Origin of the sequence: Occallatibacter sp., assembly GCF_036502485.1 — a bacterium.
Classification (GTDB): Bacteria; Acidobacteriota; Terriglobia; order Terriglobales; family Acidobacteriaceae; genus Telmatobacter.
The window spans coordinates 1-18882 of sequence record NZ_DASXYM010000004.1 but is presented as its reverse complement, the minus strand read 5'-3'; the positions used below and the strand labels follow the sequence as shown (position 1 = coordinate 18882).

8 protein-coding genes are annotated in these 18882 nt (G+C 62.7%); all 8 read right to left on the bottom strand.

Translation table 11 applies throughout. From position 1 onward, the window contains the following. Positions 1 to 868: hypothetical protein (locus VGL22_RS00980; protein ID WP_465265004.1), on the bottom strand; the 868-nt coding region annotated here is incomplete at its 3' end. A gap of 6 nt (positions 869 to 874) precedes the next feature. After that, positions 875 to 4714 (bottom strand): hypothetical protein, encoded by a 3840-nt coding sequence (locus tag VGL22_RS00975; protein WP_465265003.1) that lies wholly within the window; start codon positions 4712 to 4714, stop codon positions 875 to 877. 21 nt (positions 4715 to 4735) lie between these two features. Then, the gene (locus tag VGL22_RS00970; RefSeq protein WP_465265002.1) at positions 4736 to 6469 is read right to left on the bottom strand and encodes a hypothetical protein; all 1734 of its coding nucleotides are present in this window, start codon (positions 6467 to 6469) and stop codon (positions 4736 to 4738) included. 21 nt (positions 6470 to 6490) lie between these two features. After that, positions 6491 to 12064, bottom strand: coding sequence for a beta strand repeat-containing protein (locus tag VGL22_RS00965; RefSeq protein ID WP_465265001.1), 5574 nt, complete (start codon positions 12062 to 12064; stop codon positions 6491 to 6493). A gap of 9 nt (positions 12065 to 12073) precedes the next feature. Further along, positions 12074 to 12964, bottom strand: a complete 891-nt coding sequence (locus VGL22_RS00960; protein WP_465265000.1) for a hypothetical protein — start codon at positions 12962 to 12964, stop codon at positions 12074 to 12076. Between the two features lie 5 nt (positions 12965 to 12969). Then, on the bottom strand, positions 12970 to 16383 hold the full coding sequence (locus tag VGL22_RS00955; protein WP_465264999.1) for an Ig-like domain repeat protein: 3414 nt from the start codon (positions 16381 to 16383) through the stop codon (positions 12970 to 12972). Between the two features lie 9 nt (positions 16384 to 16392). Further along, positions 16393 to 18591: a putative baseplate assembly protein gene (locus VGL22_RS00950; protein ID WP_465264998.1), complete on the bottom strand. Its 2199-nt coding sequence runs from the start codon at positions 18589 to 18591 to the stop codon at positions 16393 to 16395. A gap of 3 nt (positions 18592 to 18594) precedes the next feature. Then, positions 18595 to 18882, bottom strand: a 288-nt coding sequence (locus VGL22_RS00945; RefSeq protein WP_465264997.1) for a GPW/gp25 family protein, incomplete at its 5' end; no start/stop codon positions are given.

The following is an 18882-nucleotide window of genomic DNA, read 5'->3' as shown; positions in this document are numbered from 1 at the left end:
AGGAGTTTGCGAGTTGGAGCGCAGAAACGTTCTCCGCGGTGTCTCCGCCGCGTTTCGCACCGGGGCTACGGGTTTGCAGATGTTGGAGGGCGGCGCGTGCGCGCCACACGGTTGTTCCGGCGGCGAGATCGGAGGGCGCATCGAGCAGCATAGCCAGGGAGGCGAGCCACAGCGTGGCGTGTGAGGGGCCGAAGAGTTGCAGAGCACGAAGAACAGCAGGTTGCGCGGCCTTGGGAATCTCTGCGCCCACCACGGATCGCGTGGGCGGAGGAGCGTCCATGAATTGAAGCCAGCCGCGCAGAGTGGCCGGCGGGATGGCGTTCAGCAATCGGACCACGTCGAGACCTGGATCAGAGAAGACGGCGACAGCGACGCTCACCCAGGAGGCGGATTGGCAGCGCAGGCTTTCGATTACTTTCTCGATGGTGGGCGCATCGGAAGCCGAGGCGCGAGTGCGTGGCGTGCCGATCACCATGGGCCAAAACCATTCGTGCGTGGAGCGATGCCTCAGCAGGCAATGGAGGAGTATCTCCATTGCTTCTTGTTCACTGTGGAAATAGATCACGGAGGCGTTCATAGCGCGCGGGTCGGCGCCGTGAACGGCACGCGCCGCCTGGGCGCGCATGGTGCTTTGAAAGCGGTCAAGCCAGATGGTTCGATCTCCGGGGGGGGTGAGGCCGCCGATACGCAGGTGGCGGAAGTAGTAGGTTCGTCCCTCCGCTTCGCCGGGCAATGTTACGTTTCGCAGCGAATCTTCAATGGCGGAGGCAAGCCGATGGCGCGGGGCTTCCGGGCTGACGAGCAGGCGCGCACGGCGCACGTTGCGGTGGTAGCGGTCTCTCGTGGGCCAGGAAGTCGGACTGGTCATAGGAGTTCACTTGTCGAAAGCGCGGATAGCGAGCGTCTCAGGAGCCTGCGCGGTGAAGTGGGCCACATCGTTGGCCTGCAATGTCACTCCGGGCTTGACGACGGTGGTGATGGTGGCGCGGACCGTGCTGCTGTCGAGGTCGGTGACAACCGCATGGGCGGCGAGTTCTCCCGCGCTGTAGAGTTGCACATACATTCCGTGCACAACGCGTTCGGAGGGCAGGGTGAGGGAGATGATTCCGCCCACAGTGGGGGTGGTTGCGAGAGCGATGGCTCCGCCGATGACGGTGGCTACGGGGGCATCGCTGGCCAACAGGATGGAGACGCGCACGACATCGCTCATGAACGCGACGGCTTTGGCATTGGTGGTATCGATCTGCTGGAAGAGCCAGTCGACGAGCATCTGCATCTGTTGCCGCGGTATGTAGTCGATGGAGTTCCAGCCGGGGAGCACGGCGAGGCTCTGCAACTGGATGGACATGCCGAGGCCGCGAAGGAACTCAGCCCACTCCAGGCGATTGATGGGCAGCATCTGTCCGGCACGAACGTACAAGCAGGTGCCTACGCTGGAGATTTGCTGCAAGATGCTCGAGGTCTTGTTAACGATTTCGGCGTGCACAAAGCTGGACGCGATCAGATCGCCGACCGCGGCGAAGATCTGCAATGACTGAACCGATGCCGACCAGCTTTGCAGGGCGAGTTGTACAGGCTGGATGGCAATGCGCTGGACCTGCAAGGAACGGAAGGCCTGCTGGTTGGCGCCGTAAATGCCGGTGATCACGGGCGCATAGACGCCGGCGCGCGGTGCGGCGGAGGACTGGCGCAGCGGCAACTGCAGTTGCATGGAGGCGCGTGCCTGGGCGTCGACGACGAGGTTTTGCAACAGGCTGGGCCGCTCAAGCCTGTTGAGCAGCGCCTGCACGGCAGGCAGCCAGCTTACCGGAGCTTCGCGGAGCAATGCGACGATTTCGCGCAATTCGGGCGGGACGGCTGTGGACGGGCTGGTGCAGGCGGGCACGGGGCTGAGCACGTTGCCGGGCACCAGCTGCCTGCTGGGCACATCCGCAGTGGAGACGACGGTGCGGGGGCGCAGGAAGGCGATCACGCTTACGTAGTCTCTCAAGGTGGACTGGCGTTGGGTGTTGACATCGTCGACGCGCTGAATCTCGTCATTGAGCAGCGTGGTGGTGAAGGCCAGATCCTGGCGGGCCTGCGCCATGGCGTTTTCGAGTTGGGATAAAAGCGCCTGGGCCAGGGGCAAGTTGAATTGAACGTTGCCCAGCCCACTGCCGCAGAGACCGAGGAAGTCGTTGTAGAGCTGCACGCGGCCTTCAATGGCGCGCAGGAGGGTGGTGTGCTGTTCGAGCACATGAATGCCCGTGGAGAAGAGGCTGGCTTCATCCGGATCGGCTTTGGGAGCGGTGCTGATCACGGGAGTTTGTATGGCCTGGAAGATGAGGCCGCGGCGGGTTGCGTTGGCAGTGGCGCGAATCTCCGCGAGGATGGGCATGGCGTACACGAAGTTCGGCGGCGCGGTAGTGGTGGTGCCGGTCGTCACGGGCGGAGGAGGCGTGTCGACGAGGATGGGAATGTCGTCGATGGTGAGATCGAGATCCGCGATCAACTCGAGGAAGGCGGTGCGATTGCCGATGCCGTAGAAGAGGCCCTCCTGCGATGGAGGGTTGGCGAGGCGCGATGCAATGCTCAGGGTGCGCAGATTGAGTTGCGCGCCGACGAGGGGGGATTGCGATGTGACGTCGGAAGTGCTGGCCGGCTGGGCGACGGTCCCGGGGCTGGTGGGCACGAAGGCGGCAGCGGCGGCGGTGAGCTGGAAGGCGGAGGAGGAGGTTTTCAAGCTGGCGAGGTTCTGGACGAGGGTGGAACTCTGGCGCAGCGTTGTGGGGGACTTCAACTGCAGGTTTGCGGAGAACTTTTCCAGAAGGAAAGTTCGCGAGGCGTTGATGTTGGGTGATGGAGTCGTGGTGGGTCCGGGTGTGGTTGTGGCTGAGGGGAGAACCGACGTGAGGTAATTGCGCAGGTTATCCGCGGTGCTTGCGGCCGATTCGCCGGTGGCTATTTCGGCGGCGATGGGCGAGACGGCGAGAGCAGTGGCGCCGGCCGCGCCCAGCACATATTGGCGGAAGCGATAGATATCGCTTTGGGTGGTGAGGAACGCGAGGTCCAGCAGATCGTTGGCGCGCGCGACTTTGGCATGGATCCTGTCGATGAAATGCTGCAGGCCGTTGATGGAGATGTCGTTCAGATCGGCGGCGGAGAAGAGGGGCAGGGGGGTGGCGAGAGGATTTCCGTTTCCATCGTTAAAGATCGTGTAGGGCGCGGCACCGGCCGTGGCGATCAGCTGGTCGTAATCGATGGAGCTGTACTGGGGCGGAGATGAGCCTGCTTTCGCTTCGGTTGCGAAGGTCTCATCTGTAGCGGGGACATATACCTGGTTGTCGCGCAGAGCGAGCTCGTTCGCATTCAGTCCGGCGTCGAGGTCATAGAGCGGGGACTGCACGGAGCCAGTGATCACGAGCGAAAGAGCATTGGCCTCTTGCTGAACCGTCTTGCGATGCTGCAGCGCGCCCGCCAGTTCAGCGGTGGCGGAATCGACGGCCTGCTGAAACTCCGGACTGACGGTTTCAGTGACGAGGATATCGGGGTCGTAGAGCGCGTCGGGAAGGGGGACCAGCACTTCGACGGTTTCGTTCTGCGCGACATCCAGTGGCTGGGCGGTCATGGAGGACAGCAGGGCTGTCTCGATTTCTTCCTGGTGCACGGGGCCGGCCGTGATGTTCCAGTTAGCGGGGAACCAGAGGGCCACTTTGTGAACGAAGTCCATGGCTGCGGCGGGCAGCATGCCGCAAGGGGGCAGCAGGGCGAAGGATGGAGCGAGGGTGGCAAGTCCTGGGGATTCGCTGACCTGCTCCGCGAGTTGAGCAACGCGCGCCTGGGCGAGGGCGGGCTGTACCAGCAGGGGCGTTCCCGGGCCGGAGGGTTGGGCGGGGAGCACGTAGCGGGTGCGAGAAAGCCCACCATTGCGTGTCACGCTCCATCGATCGACGAACTGTGCTTTCCAGGCGCTGTCGAATCCGATGAGTCCAACGGGGAGGCCCAGCAAGTCCCAGGGCAGGCGGTCGTCTGGAGCGAGCGCCATCTCGGCATTGAAGACGGTGTAGGCGAGGCGGTTTCTGAAGTTGACGGCAGGGCTCGCGGGAGGCAGCGACAGTGTGGTTGGGATGGCGGGCCACGCGACCATGACGAGCCGCGCGCCGTCCACGATCTGCCAGTCTTCAAAGGCATATTCGAGCGGGTCCTGATCGCAGGAGGCGCCGAGGTTGCCGGAGACGATGAGAGGAGCGGTTCCGGTGTCTACGCTGGCGCCGGGGACGGTGGCGCTGATGGGCTGGAGAAGGAGAACGCCGGCTTCGGAGATGTTCGCCGGATTGGCGATGAAGTCAGGAAATTTTCCCTGGCTGGATCCAGTTTGCGGATCGATGACAAGCAGGGCGCCGAGCGTGGTGCTTAAGGTGCGGAGGAGGGTGATGTCTTCACCGGAGGCCGAGATGCCGTAGCCTGACGTGACCTGCAGCGCGGGGTCAGAGAGGGTGAGGTTCGCCGAGAGCTCAAGGCCTTTGACCACTCCATGAGTGACGCATTGGCCGAGGATGGCGAGGCGCCCCGCGCGGTAAGCCTGCTCGTTGCTGAGAGCGGTGGCGGTGAGGGTTCTCCCATTGAACAAGGAGAGGCGATGCAGCCATCCAGCGTCGACCTGCTGCAGTAACTCGGGCTCGATGGCGATGAGGCTTTCACCTGCCGGTGCGTCCTGGATCTGGGTTACGCTCATGTTCGTGGCTCGCCGTCTGACTTAACTGCCGGGTGTAGTGGTTGGCTTGGAGGCGGTGGTGCTGGGTGCGATGGTAGTTCCGCCCGTGGCTGTTCGCTTGGGAGCAGGGGTAGTTGTGGTTGCAGGCACTTTTGTTTTTGAAGGCTGCGGCGTGGTTGTGGTCAGCGGCACCCTGGTGGTAGCGGGGCGCGGGGTGGTTGTGGCGTTTGCTTTTGCTGCCGCCGCGCTGGGCTTTGGGGCGACCTTGATGGCCGCTGTGCGGGCTACTGCACTCTTGTCGATCGCGGCGGGAGCAATGAGGGTGTCCACTGCGACGGTTGCATCGGCGGCCGGTTGCGGGCTGATGAAATCGGGGAACAAGGGTTGGCTTCGCTGGACGATGTAGAAGCCGAAGGTCTGCCCGGCAACCGCGGATTGCCAATCCGCCGATGATGGGGAAGCAGCAGAGGTGAGCTTGAGCCGTTGCTGCAAGTCCGTGAGGATGCGGAGGGGGGAACGATTAAGCAGCAACTGGGGCAGTGCGGGCGTGAGGGGGACCGGCGTCAGCGTATTCTGCAAGGCTGCAAAACTGCTTCGCGGGACAGCCACAAACGCAAACACCGAAGTGTTGGCGAAGCTAGGGGCGGGCAGCGTGAGATCGATGGGGGACAACGAGAGACTCTCTTCAAGCAACGCGGGAAGCTCATCTTCAGGGATGATGCCAAGTTGCACCTTCATCTGCGGCGGGAAGAACGTTTGCGAGAAGGCGGAGAAGTCGACGCCGCCGATAGGGAAGCGGGCCGCCGGGGGCAGCGCCTGCAAGTAATCGGACGCGGCGAACCTGGCGTTTGATTTCTTTTTTGTGTGGTCAGTCACGGCCGCCTGCAGCATGGCGTCGTACTGAAGCAGGAAGGCCTGCTGGGTGGCTCGATCGGCTGAGGCGCGAGGCACTCCCTGGGGGGGCGGGGAACTGTCGCGGCGCACAAGATAGGGGTCGATCCACTGGATGGTGTCGCGGTCGATGCTGACCATAGCCAGCGGCAGAAGGGAATCCGGGAGGCCCAGGCTCGCCGGGCTCACGAAGATCTGGCGCGCCAAGGCAGCTCGCTGCACGGAGGCGTCGAAGGCATTCACGGGGTTGATGTAAGGAATCAGCGAAACGGCTGTAGCTTCTACGGTGTCGCCGTCGCGCGTGGTGCGCGGGCTCTGCAGGGTGGCTGGATAAAAGGCGATGGGGTTGGCGGTGAACTCCACCGGACGGAGCGCAAGAATGTAGATGCCTGTGCGCGTGCGGGCCGGTTGCCGAGGCGCCTGAGACAGGCCGAACTCTACATCCAGATTTTCTTCCGCAGGCAGATCCGAGAGTTTGATTGTCAAGTCAGTGGAGATGTCGACGAGTGCGCCGGAGGGAGTGATACCGACGCCGGCGTAGACCACGATCGTTTCCGGGTCGGCCGATTGAGAGAGTATTGCACCCTGGTCGACCCACAGGCCGTGCACGACGCCGGACCCTGCTTCGCGCCCGAGGCTCATCTGGCGTTGCAGGAAGTAGTCCTGCTCCGTGACCATATCCTGCGCTGCCAGGAATCTTCCGTCGAACCAGAGAGGCCGCGAACTGCTTCCGGTCAATATAGGTGCGACCACCCGGGGCAGGAGTTTGCTGATGGAGGGAAGGAGCACGTTTCTGGCGGTAAGCAAACCGGACGCGGCTACGCCTTTGCTCAGAAAGGAGCTTTGCTTTGTTTTGCGCGCCATTGCTGCGGTCAATGCATTCATCCGTGTTTTCCTGGTGGTGCGTTATCCAATGTTTGTGGGACTGATGGGTCCCTTCAGGAGGATTACCTGGTTGACGGTTTGCTGAATGGAAGCCGTGGGAGCCGCGCCTGTATTTGCGTCGCCCCCATACATTGCAAGGATGGTGTGAGTGCCCTGGGCCAGAATGGGGGGCCCGCCGATGACGGTGCCGACGGTGAGCGTGGCGACGCCGCCCTTCAGAGTGGCTGTGCCGAGCGGTTTGGTGCTATCCGCGAATTGCACCAAGCCGGTTGCCGTCTGCGGCGTGACGGTGGCGGTGAAGGTGACGAGAGCACCCACCGTAGATGGGTTCAGGGATGACGCGAGGGTGAGCCGCGTCGGGGATTTGTTGACGGTCTGCGTCAGTGTTGGCGAAGTGGCGGCCGCATGGCTCGCATCGCCGCTGTAAGCCGCAGTGATGGTGTGGGAACCGACGGCGAGGTTGGCGACGTTGAGGCGCGCAATGCCGGCGGCCAGGGGCGCAGTTCCGACGACCTGGCCATCCGCGGAGAACTGCACGGTGCCGGTTGGGGACGCGGGTATGGCGGTCGCAACAGTGGCTACAAACGTAACTGTCTGGCCGACGGTGGAGGGGTTCACCGATGAGTCCAGGGTGATACGAGTGGTAACCTCCACGACGACTTGCTTGAGGTTTGCCTTCGCAGTCGTATTGTTGGCATCGCCGCTATAAACCGCAGTGATGTCATGGGAGCCGACACTCATGCTTTGCACTGTGAAGGTTGCCACTCCGCCGGTAAGTGGACGCGCGCCCATGGGGGTGGCGCCGTCCGTGAACTGCACGATGCCTGTCGCGGTTTTGGGCGACACCGTGGCCGTGAATGTGATGGGGTTCCCAGTCGAAGATGGATTTGCTGAAGAGACCAGCGTTATGGCCGCGGTTACTTTGTCTACCGTCTGCGTGAGTACAGGGGAAGTGGCGGGGGCATCGTTCGCATCGCCGGGATAAACAGCGGTGATGGAGTGGGTCCCCACTGACAGATTTGCGATGGGGGCGGTGGCCACTCCTCCGCTGAGAGTGCCTGTTGCTAGGACGGCAGTTCCATCGACGAACTGCACGATGCCGGTGGCAGTGGCTGGAGATACGGTGGCGATGAACGTCACTGTGGCACCGGCAGTGGATGGGTTCAGCGAGGACGTGAGGGTTACGCTCGACGCGATCTTGTTCACCGTTTGTGTGACGGGCGACGAAGTGCTCGCGGAGGTGCTCGCGTCGCCCCCATAGTTTGCGGTGAGAGTGTGGGTGCCCACAGCCAGGGAGGAGAGGGTGAGCGAAGCCGTTCCGCTACTGACTGCCGCCGTTCCCAGGACGATTGCGCCATCGAGGAATTGCACGGCGCCGGTTGCGGAGGCGGGGGTGATGGCGGCCTGCAGTGTCACCGGATTGCCGACGATGGACGGATTCAGCGAAGAAGAAAGCGTCACGCTGGAGACAGCTTTATTCACGGTCTGCGTGACGGCGGCGGAGTTTGCCGAGGAGTCGCTGGCATCGCCGCCGTAGGACGCGACGATGGAATGCGCGCCGACGGCGAGGTTGGAGACGGACAGCGTTGCGGCGCCGCTGCCGAGCGTGCCGGAGCCCAGTATGTTGGTTCCCTCGAGGAACTGCACGTTGCCGGTGGCGCTGTTGGGGGTGACGGCGGCCGTGAGAGTTACGGCGCTGCCGATGACCGAGGGATTGGGCGTATTGGCGAGAGACACGGCAGACACGATTTTGTTGACCGTCTGAGTCAGCGCCGGGGAGGCGTCGCTGGCGTTGGTCGCATCGCCACCGTACGACGCCGTGATGGTGTGGGCTCCGACTGCGAGTGTGGAGATGGCCAGTGTGGCGACTCCTCCGGCGATGGTTCCGGAGCCGAGCACGTTTGTGCCTTCCAGGAACTGCACTGTGCCAGTGGCGGTGGCTGGGGTCACCGTGGCCGTGAAGGTGACCGAGGCGCCGACGATGGATGGATTGGGCGAAGAACTCAGGGTTACATTCGACGTCGCCTTGATCACGGTTTGGGTGACGGGAGCCGAAGTGCTTGCGGCATCGTTTGCGTCGCCGCTATAGACAGCCGTGATGGTGTGTGTACCGAGGGCGAGGGAGGAATCGCTTAACGTGGCGCCGCCACTGCTGACGGCTGCGGAGCCAAGGGGGGTGGCGCCTTCATTGAATTGCACCGTGCCGGTCGCAGTAGAAGGACTGACGACGGCCGCCAATGCCACCGCGCTACCGACGATCGACGGATTCGGCGAGGAACTCAGCGTGACGGTGGAGGCATTCTGATTGACCGTTTGGGACAGAGGAGCGGAGACGCTTGTCGAGTTGTTAGCGTCGCCGTTGTAGTCCGCGCTGATGGAGTGAACCCCGACGGTCAGCGACGAGAGAGTGAGGCTGGCGATTTCGCCGGTAAGAGTCGCAGTACCGAGGACGGTTGCGCCTTCAAGGAATTGCACGGTGCCGGTGGCGCCGGTGGGTGTGACTGTGGCTGTGAGGTTGACTGCATTGCCGACAATGGACGGGTTGAGCGAGGAAGTGAGCGCCACACTCGAAGTGATCTTGTTGATGACTTCGATCACGGTATTGGAGTTTGCGGCCACAGTGTCGCCGTCGCCACTGTAGGCGGCCACGATGGAGTGAGAGCCGACGGAGAGGGTTGCGAGGTTGAGAGCCGCGGTTCCGGAGGACAGAGTCGCAGTGCCGAGGCTGGTGGCGCCCTCGAGGAACTGCACAGTGCCGGTAGCGGAAGCGGGTGTGACGCCGGCTGTGAACGCAACACTGTCTCCGACGAGCGCAGGGTTCAGAGAGGAACTGAGTGCTACCGTTGACGCTGCCTTGTTTACCGTTTGCGAAAGAACAGCGGAATTGCTCGCGGAAGTGCCGGAATCGCCGGTGTAGGCCGCTGTGATGGAGTGCGTTCCGACGGTCAACGCCGCGGTGGCGAAGGTGGCGATGCCGCCGCTGATTGCACCTGTCCCGAGCACGATTGTGCCATCGAGGAATTGCACTGAGCCCGTCGCGGAAGAGGGCGTGACCGTAGCCGTGAACGTGACCATGGCACCGAACGTTGAAGGATTCGGAGCGGAGGTCAGGGCCACGCTCGACGTTACCTGATTGACGACCTGCGAGAGCACCGGTGATTGGCTGCCGGCGGTGATTGCGTCTCCGCCATACAGAGCCGTGATGGTGTGCGTGCCTGCAGAGAGCGAGGCAACGATCAGCGAGGCCTGCCCGGCAGTGAGGGTCCCGGTGCCAAGCGAGGTTGTGCCGTCAAGGAACTGTATGGTGCCGGATGCGGAAGCGGGCGAGACGGTGGCGGTGAACGTTACGGCCTGCCCAAAGGTCGACGGGTTGGTACCGGAGTCCAGGGAAACATTCGACGCGATCTTGTCGACGGTCTGAGCCAACGAAGCGGTTGCGGCCTCGTTGTTGGTATCACCGCTGTAATTCGCGGTGATGGTGTGGGCGCCCACGGCCAGCGTGGAACTGGACAGGGAAGCGGTGCCGGCGCTGCTCAAGACTGCACTGCCAAGGACTGTGGTTCCATCAAGGAACTGCACGGCGCCGGTGGCGGAGCCCGAAACCTGGGCAGTCCATGTGACGGTCTGCTGCACGGTAGCCGGATTGGCGGAAGAGGTCAGAGTGAGGACCGGAGTGATGCGGATGACGTTCTGCGTGAGGACCGCAGAGGTGTTTCCGCCATTGCTGTCATCGCCGCTGTAGATGGCTGTGATGGAGTGTGCGCCAACCGCGAGGGTGGAGACGGCGAGTGTGGCTGCGCCGCCGTCGAGTGTTGCCGAGCCGAGGACGGTTGCTCCATCGGCGAACTGCACTGTGCCGGTGGCGGAAGCGGGCGACACGGTTGCAGTAAAGGTCACGCTCTGGCCGACGGTGGAGGGATTGGCCGATGAGCTGATTGCCACGTCGGCGACCGGAAGATTGACGATCTGCACCAGCACCGGCGAAGAGCCGACCGCATCGTGCGCATCGCCGTCGTAGAAGGCCGTGATGTTGTGGCTTCCTTTGAGGAGAGAGGAGATCGCCAGGGATGCGACTCCGGCACTTACGGTGGCGGTGCCCAGAGCGACTGCCGGGCCTGATTCATCCGGAGGTGTGTCGGAGAAGTCCACCGTGCCGGTTGCGGAACCGGGCGAGATGCTGGCGGTGAAAGTAACGCTCTGGCCAACGGTGGAGGGGTTGGCGGATGAAGCGAGAGTCACGCCGGAAGGCGCAAGAAAGTTCACCATGGTGGGGTCGCTGCGGCGGCGCAGATAGTAAGCGAACTGTTGATCTCCCACGATGCTGGCCCAGGCGTTGTTGGAAATCGGGGGCACGGGCTGGATGAGTATGTCGCCTCTGAAGAGGCGCAGAAGTTGAATAGGCTTTCGGTTGGCAAGCACCTGCGGCAGCGTGGGATTCAGCGGTGTCTCGGGGAGTGAGTTTTTCAGGGTGGCGAACTGCGCCGGATCCACCGGAATGAAAGCGAAGACGGCCATGTTGGAGTAGGCACCCGATGGAAGCGTCAGATCAATGGGAGGCAGGGAGAGGCTCTCTTCAAACAATGCGGCGACCTGATCCGTCGGGATGATGCTCAGGCGCACATCCATTTCCTGCGGAAAGAACACCTGCGAGAAGGCGCTTGTGTCGATGCCATCGATAGGGAACCGGGCGGCGGGCGGTATCGACTGGAAATAATCCGACGCTGCGAAGTTGGCTTTCATTCCGCCGGCCTGTCGCGCGGCGATCACGGATTGCAGGTGCATGTCGAACTGCATGAGGTAAGCCTGTTGCGTGGCTACATCGGTCAGTCCAAAGCGCACGCCGCTGTACTGCGGACCAATATCGCGGCGCACGAGGTAGGGGTCGATCCATTGAACTCGATTCTGGTCGAGGCTGATGAGCGCCAGGGGGAGAACCGAGTCAGGAAGCGCGCCTGCATTGCCGGTAACAAAAACCTGTTTTGCCAGGGCGGCCTGCAGGGGGGCCTTGGGGTTGTTGGGCGGGTTTGGATACGGAATCAGCGAGATGGCCGTGGCTTGGACAATGTCGGAATCGTGCACGACGGGCGGCCCCTGGACGGTGGTAGGAAAGGCAGTGGTCAGGTTGGCGGTGTACTCCACGGGATAGAGCGCGATGACGTACAGGCCCGAGCGCTGTTGTGCAGTAGCGAGAAAGGTCTGCTTGTTGCGAACTACATCGAGATCGGCGGGAACCGGCAGGTCGGCGATTTGAATGGTCAGGTCGTTGGGGACGGTCACCATTTCGCCGGCGGGCGTGACGCCTTCGCCGGCATGGATGACGATTGCGCCGGGACCAACCTGAACGTGGTTGGACTGCGTCTGATCGACCTCGAGGCCATGCATGACCTCGAAGCCGCCCGCCTGTCCGAGGTCCGCCTGCCGAATGAGGAAGTAGTTTTGTTCGCGCTCGAGGTCGCGGGCGTCCATGAACCGGCCGTCGAACCAGAACGGCCGCACACGACGGCTGTCGAGAACCACTGAACCATCGGCCAGCGATGGAGTCAGTTCCGGATCCGCAATCGATACGCGCGTGCTACCCGCCGTGTAATTCGGCATGCAATGCTCCTATGTCTCGGTGCCTGCCCCGAGGCCGCACAGGCGACCGAGCAGGCTGGGCGGATACAGAAATAGCCGCGAACGGTTGTCGATGGAGATCTTGGTGAGATCCCAGGTGGGGGGCTGGTTCGACGTGGAGCCCTTGGTGGCGCCGATGAGAATGCGCGCCAGGAACACCGAGGTTGCGTCGAAGCCCGGTGGATACTCGACCGGTGTGGACGCAGGCCCCGCGGTTGCTCCCAGCAAAAGATCCTGCAAGGTTGTGAGAGTGGGAGCGGTGATGTTGGAGCCGCCGGCGGGGAGCGAGCCACTCGTCTTCCAGGGATCGGCGGGCGTGAGCGGGTTTGTATCGGTGCGCAGGGCCAACTGCATGGCAAAGGAGTCAAGCAGGCGATTGGCGGAGAATGCGTCGGTGGCGTCGTAGTCGTCTTCAGCCGCGAAGCAAGGGGTGAGACCGCGGGTGCATGGGACGAAGGTGGCAAACACATCGACCATCAGGTTTGCGCCATCGTGAATGGCCGAGTTGGGATCGGGAATCGCAGTCTGGCCGGGAATCGGATGGAGGAGTTGATTCTGCCATGCCGTTGCAAGCTGCGTCAGCCAGTTGTCGAGCACGATGCAGATAAGCCGCGGCACTTCAATGATGCGACCGGCCCGGTCAATGGCGACGCCGGGGGTCACCTGTATCTCCAATTGTTTGACATTGGTATTGCCGTCGCTCTGCACGAGCAGGCCAGAAACCGTTCCGGTGCCAAACAGTTGCGTAAGAGCGCGCGCCAGACGCCCGCGATGATAGGTCTGGTCGGCCTGGAAATCGTCGACGCCCAGCATGCGGCCGGTGATGTAAGAGACTCGTTCCGGTACGGGCAGGGCGGTGAGACTGTCTTTCATGGTTGCCATCTGATCTATGTCTCCAATCGCGGATCGAGGCTGGGAGCTTGGATCACCAGGTTGTAGCGGCCGATTTGGCTTGTGCCGAGGACCACGGGATCGCGTGGGGGCGTTGGGGCGAGGTACGTGTCGACTCCGAGGAGAGAAGCCAGACCGACCATGAAGGGCTGGGTGGCGAGCCGGATGGTTGCCAATACGTGCGCGGGTTTTTCGTGGTCCACGATTCGCTGCACGAGGTTGATGTCGACGGTCTCGACCTGATCGTGGATGAAGATGGTCAGGCGATGCGCGAGGCTGTCGAAGAACTGTTGCACGGTTGTCCGATCGGCGCTGCTGGAAGGGAGATCGGAGGAGAAGAGCGCCAGAACCTCGGCCTGATTCTGGGGATCGCCGAGGAAGAGCGTACCGCCGACGAAGGAGTTGCTGCTGGGAGAATAGCCGGGCAGCAGGGGGTCGTCGTGAATGGCAAGGTTGGCGCCGAGGATGGTCGCGAAGATGTGGCGCAACCGGAAGTCCTCCACGACGATCACGGCGCCGCGCGTGCAGAGTCCGTTGGTTGCGATGTCGAGAGCGAGCGTGATGCCGGGAACGGTTCCGCGCTGGCGGTGAAGATCGGATGCGGCGAGGAGACGATCACGGCGGCGATCGGCCGGATAGCCGGCGGGGCTCAATCCAACCCAACTGCCGAGCCAGTCGAGGGCATCGTCGGGAGTGACTTCAGGCCGTGTCAGCAGATAGGAATTCGCGATGCGATCTTCAATGCGAGTGAGTTGAGCTTCGAAGATATTGACGAAGCGCTCGAAGAAATCGTGGCGTGTGCTGGCGCGGACTGCGTCGGCGTCGGGACCGAATTTATTTTCGCGGTAGAGCTCGGGAAGGTAGTTGCGCACATAGGAGAAGCGTGATCCCCACGCGCGCAGGGCGGCGATTTCGGGAGTGTTGCGGCGATCCCCGTAAAGTTCCACGCGAATGCCGAGGAAGCGCCCGCTCAGGTTGCGCACGGCTCTTCCGGCTCTCTGGATCAGAACCATGAACAGGCCGCGGCGATTCAGCAGAGGCGGCGTTTCGCCCAAGAGCGGATTTGCGAACGGCACCTCGGACGGCGTCGACAACCAGATAGCCCTGGGGGTCTGGTCCGGCAGCGCGGTCATGTCGACATCGCCAAACGCGTGCGGATACCAGCTTGCGGTGGGCGCAGCGATGCCGGCGGGACTTTCTGCCGCGGTGAGCCACACGACGACCGAGCAGCGGGGCGGAAGGATGGCCTCGATGAAGAGGCGATGCCATATGCCGAGTGGAACTCCACTATCGATGATTTTGGGCGAGCGCGGATCAGTGGAGCCGTATCCCGCGAGCGAATTGAGCGAGAGCGGAAGCAGGGGCTGCAGCTGTGCGGCATCCAGGAACTGGACGGCGCCGGATGCGGAAGCCGGAGTGACGCTGGCGGTGAAAGTGACGGTCTGACCTTCAACGGAAGGATTCAGGGATGAGGTGAGCTGCACGGGGAATGCGTCAGCGGAAACGGTTTGCACCAGCGCTGCGGAATGATCCGCGGCGTGGGTTCCATCGCCCACGTAGCGGGCGGTGATGGTGTGTGCACCGGCCGTGAAGGTGGAGACGGCAAGAGCTGCCGAGCCGCTGCTCAGAGACTCGGTTCCGAGCACAACTTCGCCGTCGAGGAATTGGACGTTGCCGGTAGCTCCGGTGGAGGTGACGGTGGCTGTGAAGGTGACCGTCTGCCCCGTCATTGAAGTGTTCTGCGAGGAGCTGAGCAGGACCGTAGTCGCCGCGGCGGCAACCGTCTGCACAAGTTGCGCGGATGGAGCCGCTGGATTGTTCGCATCCCCCGTGTAAAACGCAGTGATGGCGTGAGCACCCGGATCCAGCGTCAAGAGGGAGAGGCTCGCCGTTGCGGTTGTGCCGAGGCGGACAGGCGCGAGTAGCGGCGACCCCGCAGAGTAGTAGGGCGGCTGATTCAATGTGTGTGCAAAGGGGCCGCTGTTGATTCCTGTCAGGACATAGGTGTCGCCGCTGGGAAGGAGGGTGGCGCCGACCTCCGCGAGGTTGAAGATGAGTGCCTCGTTCAAGCCGGTGGCCAGCACCGCCGCCTTCGAATCGCCCAGCCACGCCAGGGAGTATGGCCAGCGGATACCGCTCATCATCCACGGAGTGCCGAGGCCCGCGTCGAAGTCGAAGATGCGCAGGAAGGATTGAGTGTTGGCGGGTGAGGAGGCTTGCCATGAGAGCAGCAGGAACTGATCGTCGGCAGTGCTGAGTCCTACGTAGGACTCGGTGGCGGGCAGAGCGTATGTGGCGGCGATCTGCGGGGGCGTGGGGTTCTGCCGGCAGGAGCGGAGGATACCGGGATCGGGTGTGTCAGCGGGGGCGGTTTGCAGCGGCGTGCCGATGATTTTGCCGAGCTGCGGCTTATTCGGATCAAGCGCGAGCACGCCGGCATCTGGAAGTGCCGCGAGGCGCCAGAACGTAAACCCGTTCCCCGGCAAGGTGAAGTCCGGCCAGCGCCCGCGGCGGTCGACAAGGATCAAATTGGTCCCGGCGGCAATATAGAGGATGCCGTCGTTGCCGAGCGCGAGGTCAGAAATATTTTGTCCGCCCGGCGCGGAGTAGATGGGCACCTCGCCCGGACCGCTGCCGCCTGCGACAACTTGTCTGCGCGAGAAATCCCAGCGGGCATAGTTGCCGAAGGCATCGCGAGCCATGGGGACGGTGTTGACCAGCCTGGTTGCCTCCGCGAAGGATTCGAGGGGGGGATTTCCCAGGCGCATGCTGAGCAACTGAAGGCGCTTGCTGGTGGCGCAGTAGTAGAGCGTGTTGGAAGTGATGAATGCGAACAGGGGCGTGGCCCCGCTGTATGCGGCCGGCGTGGTGCCGAACACGCCGCGTGTAACCGAGATGACCAGCCCCGTCGAATCGACGGCGGTAACGCTCACCACCTCATCGCCAATCTGGAGAGAATCGCCGGGAGCCAGGCCAACCGCGGGGACAAGCGCGGGCGGGGCCGTAGTCGCAGGGGGTGGCGTAGTGGTTGGGTGCGGCGTGGTGGGTGGATGCGCGCCGGCCACAATCGTGAAGTCTGTGTCCGTTGCGTCAACCGCGGTGCGCAGGATACCGGTGGGGCCGAGAACGCGAGCGCCCGGCGGATGGGTTGCGGCGATGGTCCCAAGGGCGCCGCGGGTCACGCTGAGTTGCAATCCTGTCGAATCGACCCCGTTGACGATCATCACTTCGAAGTCGATGGACACATACGAGGGCGCGCCTGCCGGCAACGGTGTGAGGAGGATGATGTCCTGATCGCCAGCAGCGACGGCAGACGCGAGCGAAGACTCATTCGGAGCCGCAGTCAGCGGGGGCAGAGGCCAATCCTGCGCTTCGCTCAGCATCCAGAATTTAAGTCCGTTGGCGTCCATAACCATCCATTAGCAAACGTTGGGAACGATCGGCACTGCCACCGTGTCGTCCGTCTGTGTTTCGGGATTGAGATCACCCGGGGCGACGCCGGAGCCGTCAGCTCCCGGTGTAACCAGCACCTGGAGCACTTCCGGCAATTGCCAGTTTTCCAGTGTGAGTTCGGCGTTACCGCTGTTTACTTCAATCTGCTGGTAGGTTCCTCCAGGGAGCAGCTGGAAAAGCAGCAGTCCATTGATTTCTGAAATACCCGGCACCTGGCTTACGATCACTTCGAGTTCGAGGCTGCGCACTGTGCGGCCCAAAGGCCACCCCTGCTGCGCGGGGCCGCCCGGAGGAACGGGCCAGAGATAGGTGCGCAGGGCTGTTTCCACTTGCTGGCTCACTTGCAACTGGCCGAATCCGCTTTGCACTTCTACCGCGATGCTGATGCCGAGCCCTACATATTCAGTCCCAATGAGATACATTTCTGCTGCGATGACGCGCCGTGGATTCAGGTAGGAATAGGCCGTTTCGAGCAGTTTGCGGTTGGCGCGCGGGCACGGCGGCAGATGGTTGCCCTTGGGCGGAATGACCATCACGGAGAGCACGCCGGGCACATTTGGATCGCGGGTTTGCGGTTTGAACAGGGGCAGCACTTCAGCGCGGGCCACGGAGCCTCCCGGCATGGATTGCACGAGGTTCTTGTAATCGCTCGCGGTGACGGCGCGGTCCTGATGCCGGAACAAAGCGGGGATGCGCTGCTCGGCATGATCGAGCGCTTCAGAATCGGCACCGCCGGTTGTGTCGATGGGCTGCTGCACGGTGAGGCCCGGAGCTGGTTTGCCGGATACATCCTTCGCCGTGATTGCAGTGAGGCTTCCGGAGGGCACATTCCCGGCGAGGCCGCCACCGGCGCGCATCAACGCGGCGCGAATGCGGCGGCTGTTTGGCGGAATCGCACCTTGCATCTGATTTCCGAAGGACACGGTGCCTGCTTCGGGATCGAGAACGTAATTCTGAAGAGGGCCGTTGAGCGCCGCGAGATCGTCCACCGGTTGCCAGGGCTGGAAGGCGAATCCAGGCATATCCACTTCGAGCTGAAACGTAGACGGATCAATCTGCGTCTTCGGCAATTGAAAAGTCTGATTGCCGGAGCCGTCGCTTACTCCGGCGATGATGTTGGTATAGGTTGTGCGCTGATCGACTTCGACTGCATTGATGCCTGCCCAGTTCAAAGTCAGAGCGCTCTGGACATTGACGCGGACCCAGGCAACGAGCAGGCTGTCGATGTTGGGATCGTCGATGCGAGGCGGCTTGGGCCCCATGCCGGCGCGGGCATCGCTGCGTACGTCGTTGGCGGGCGCGCCGATATCCACGCCCTCGGGCAACCGAAGTGTCACGGTCCCATTGGTGAGCAGACCCTGGGTCGTATCGCTATCGACGTCGAGCGGGAAATACACCAGCGGCGAGCCTGAAGGACTGTTCCCGCTTATCTGCCAGGTAACGGGTATTGTGGCCTGCGGACCAAACGCTGCCAGGGGGTCATCCACGGGCGAGGCCGGAGCCACTCCGATACTGAGTGTGCGCGGGCCGTTCTTGCCTTTGAGCGTGTCGCGGATGTTCGCCACATTGGCCGGCTTGGATGCGAGGAGCGCGATCCAGAGGCACTGGTCGATGGTTGAGGCGAAGACGTCTACCCCATTTGGATCGGACGTGTTGTTGGCGAAGATGGGAGTGGTGGAGTATCCCGAGGGAACGTTGGCGAGGCTGTAGAGAGATTGAAGCCCTTGCAGCAACGGCAACGCGGCTTTTTGCTGATCCGCACTGAGCGGCGCTTTGATGTAGGCGCGCCCGGTGACGGGGAGAACGTCGAGCTCCGAGAGAGTTTCAAAGTTTACCGGACCAGTGAGGGACGCGTGTGTGGCGAGCGTGACGGCGCTTGTGACTGCGGGATCGGAGAAGACGCACACGATGCCGGTGGCCGCGGAGGCGGGCTGCAGCGGCACGCCGACGAGTTTGAGGAAGGCAAGTCTCTGTCGTTCCGGAATCAGGTTGGCTCGATACAGGATGGAATCGGCCAGCCACGCGAACAACTCAATGAGCGTGCGACCGGGGTCTCCCTTCTGCTGGTTGGTCCACTCCGGCGTGTGCGCAGGAATGCTGGCCAGCAGGTCCTGAACCAGGTCGCTGTAAGAACGGTCGTCAAGAGCTGGTGGTCTCAGGGGCACGGTTTATCCGCCTTGCTGCATGGTTACGCCGAGTTGTTGAGGTGCGTTGGTGCGAAGCAGCCGGTAGAAGATCTGAACGTGAATCTGTGAAGGCGCGCCGTCCACGGTCTCGACTTCGACGTTATCTACCGTGATGCGCGTTTCGTAAGTCTGCAGGTTGTCCATGATGGCTGACTGAATTTGCCGACGGATGGCAACGGTGTTGCCTTCGTTGAGGTAGTTTTGCAAGCCGGCTCCGAACAGGGGAGACATCAACTGCTCGCCGGAACGCGTGGTGAGGATGATGCGAAT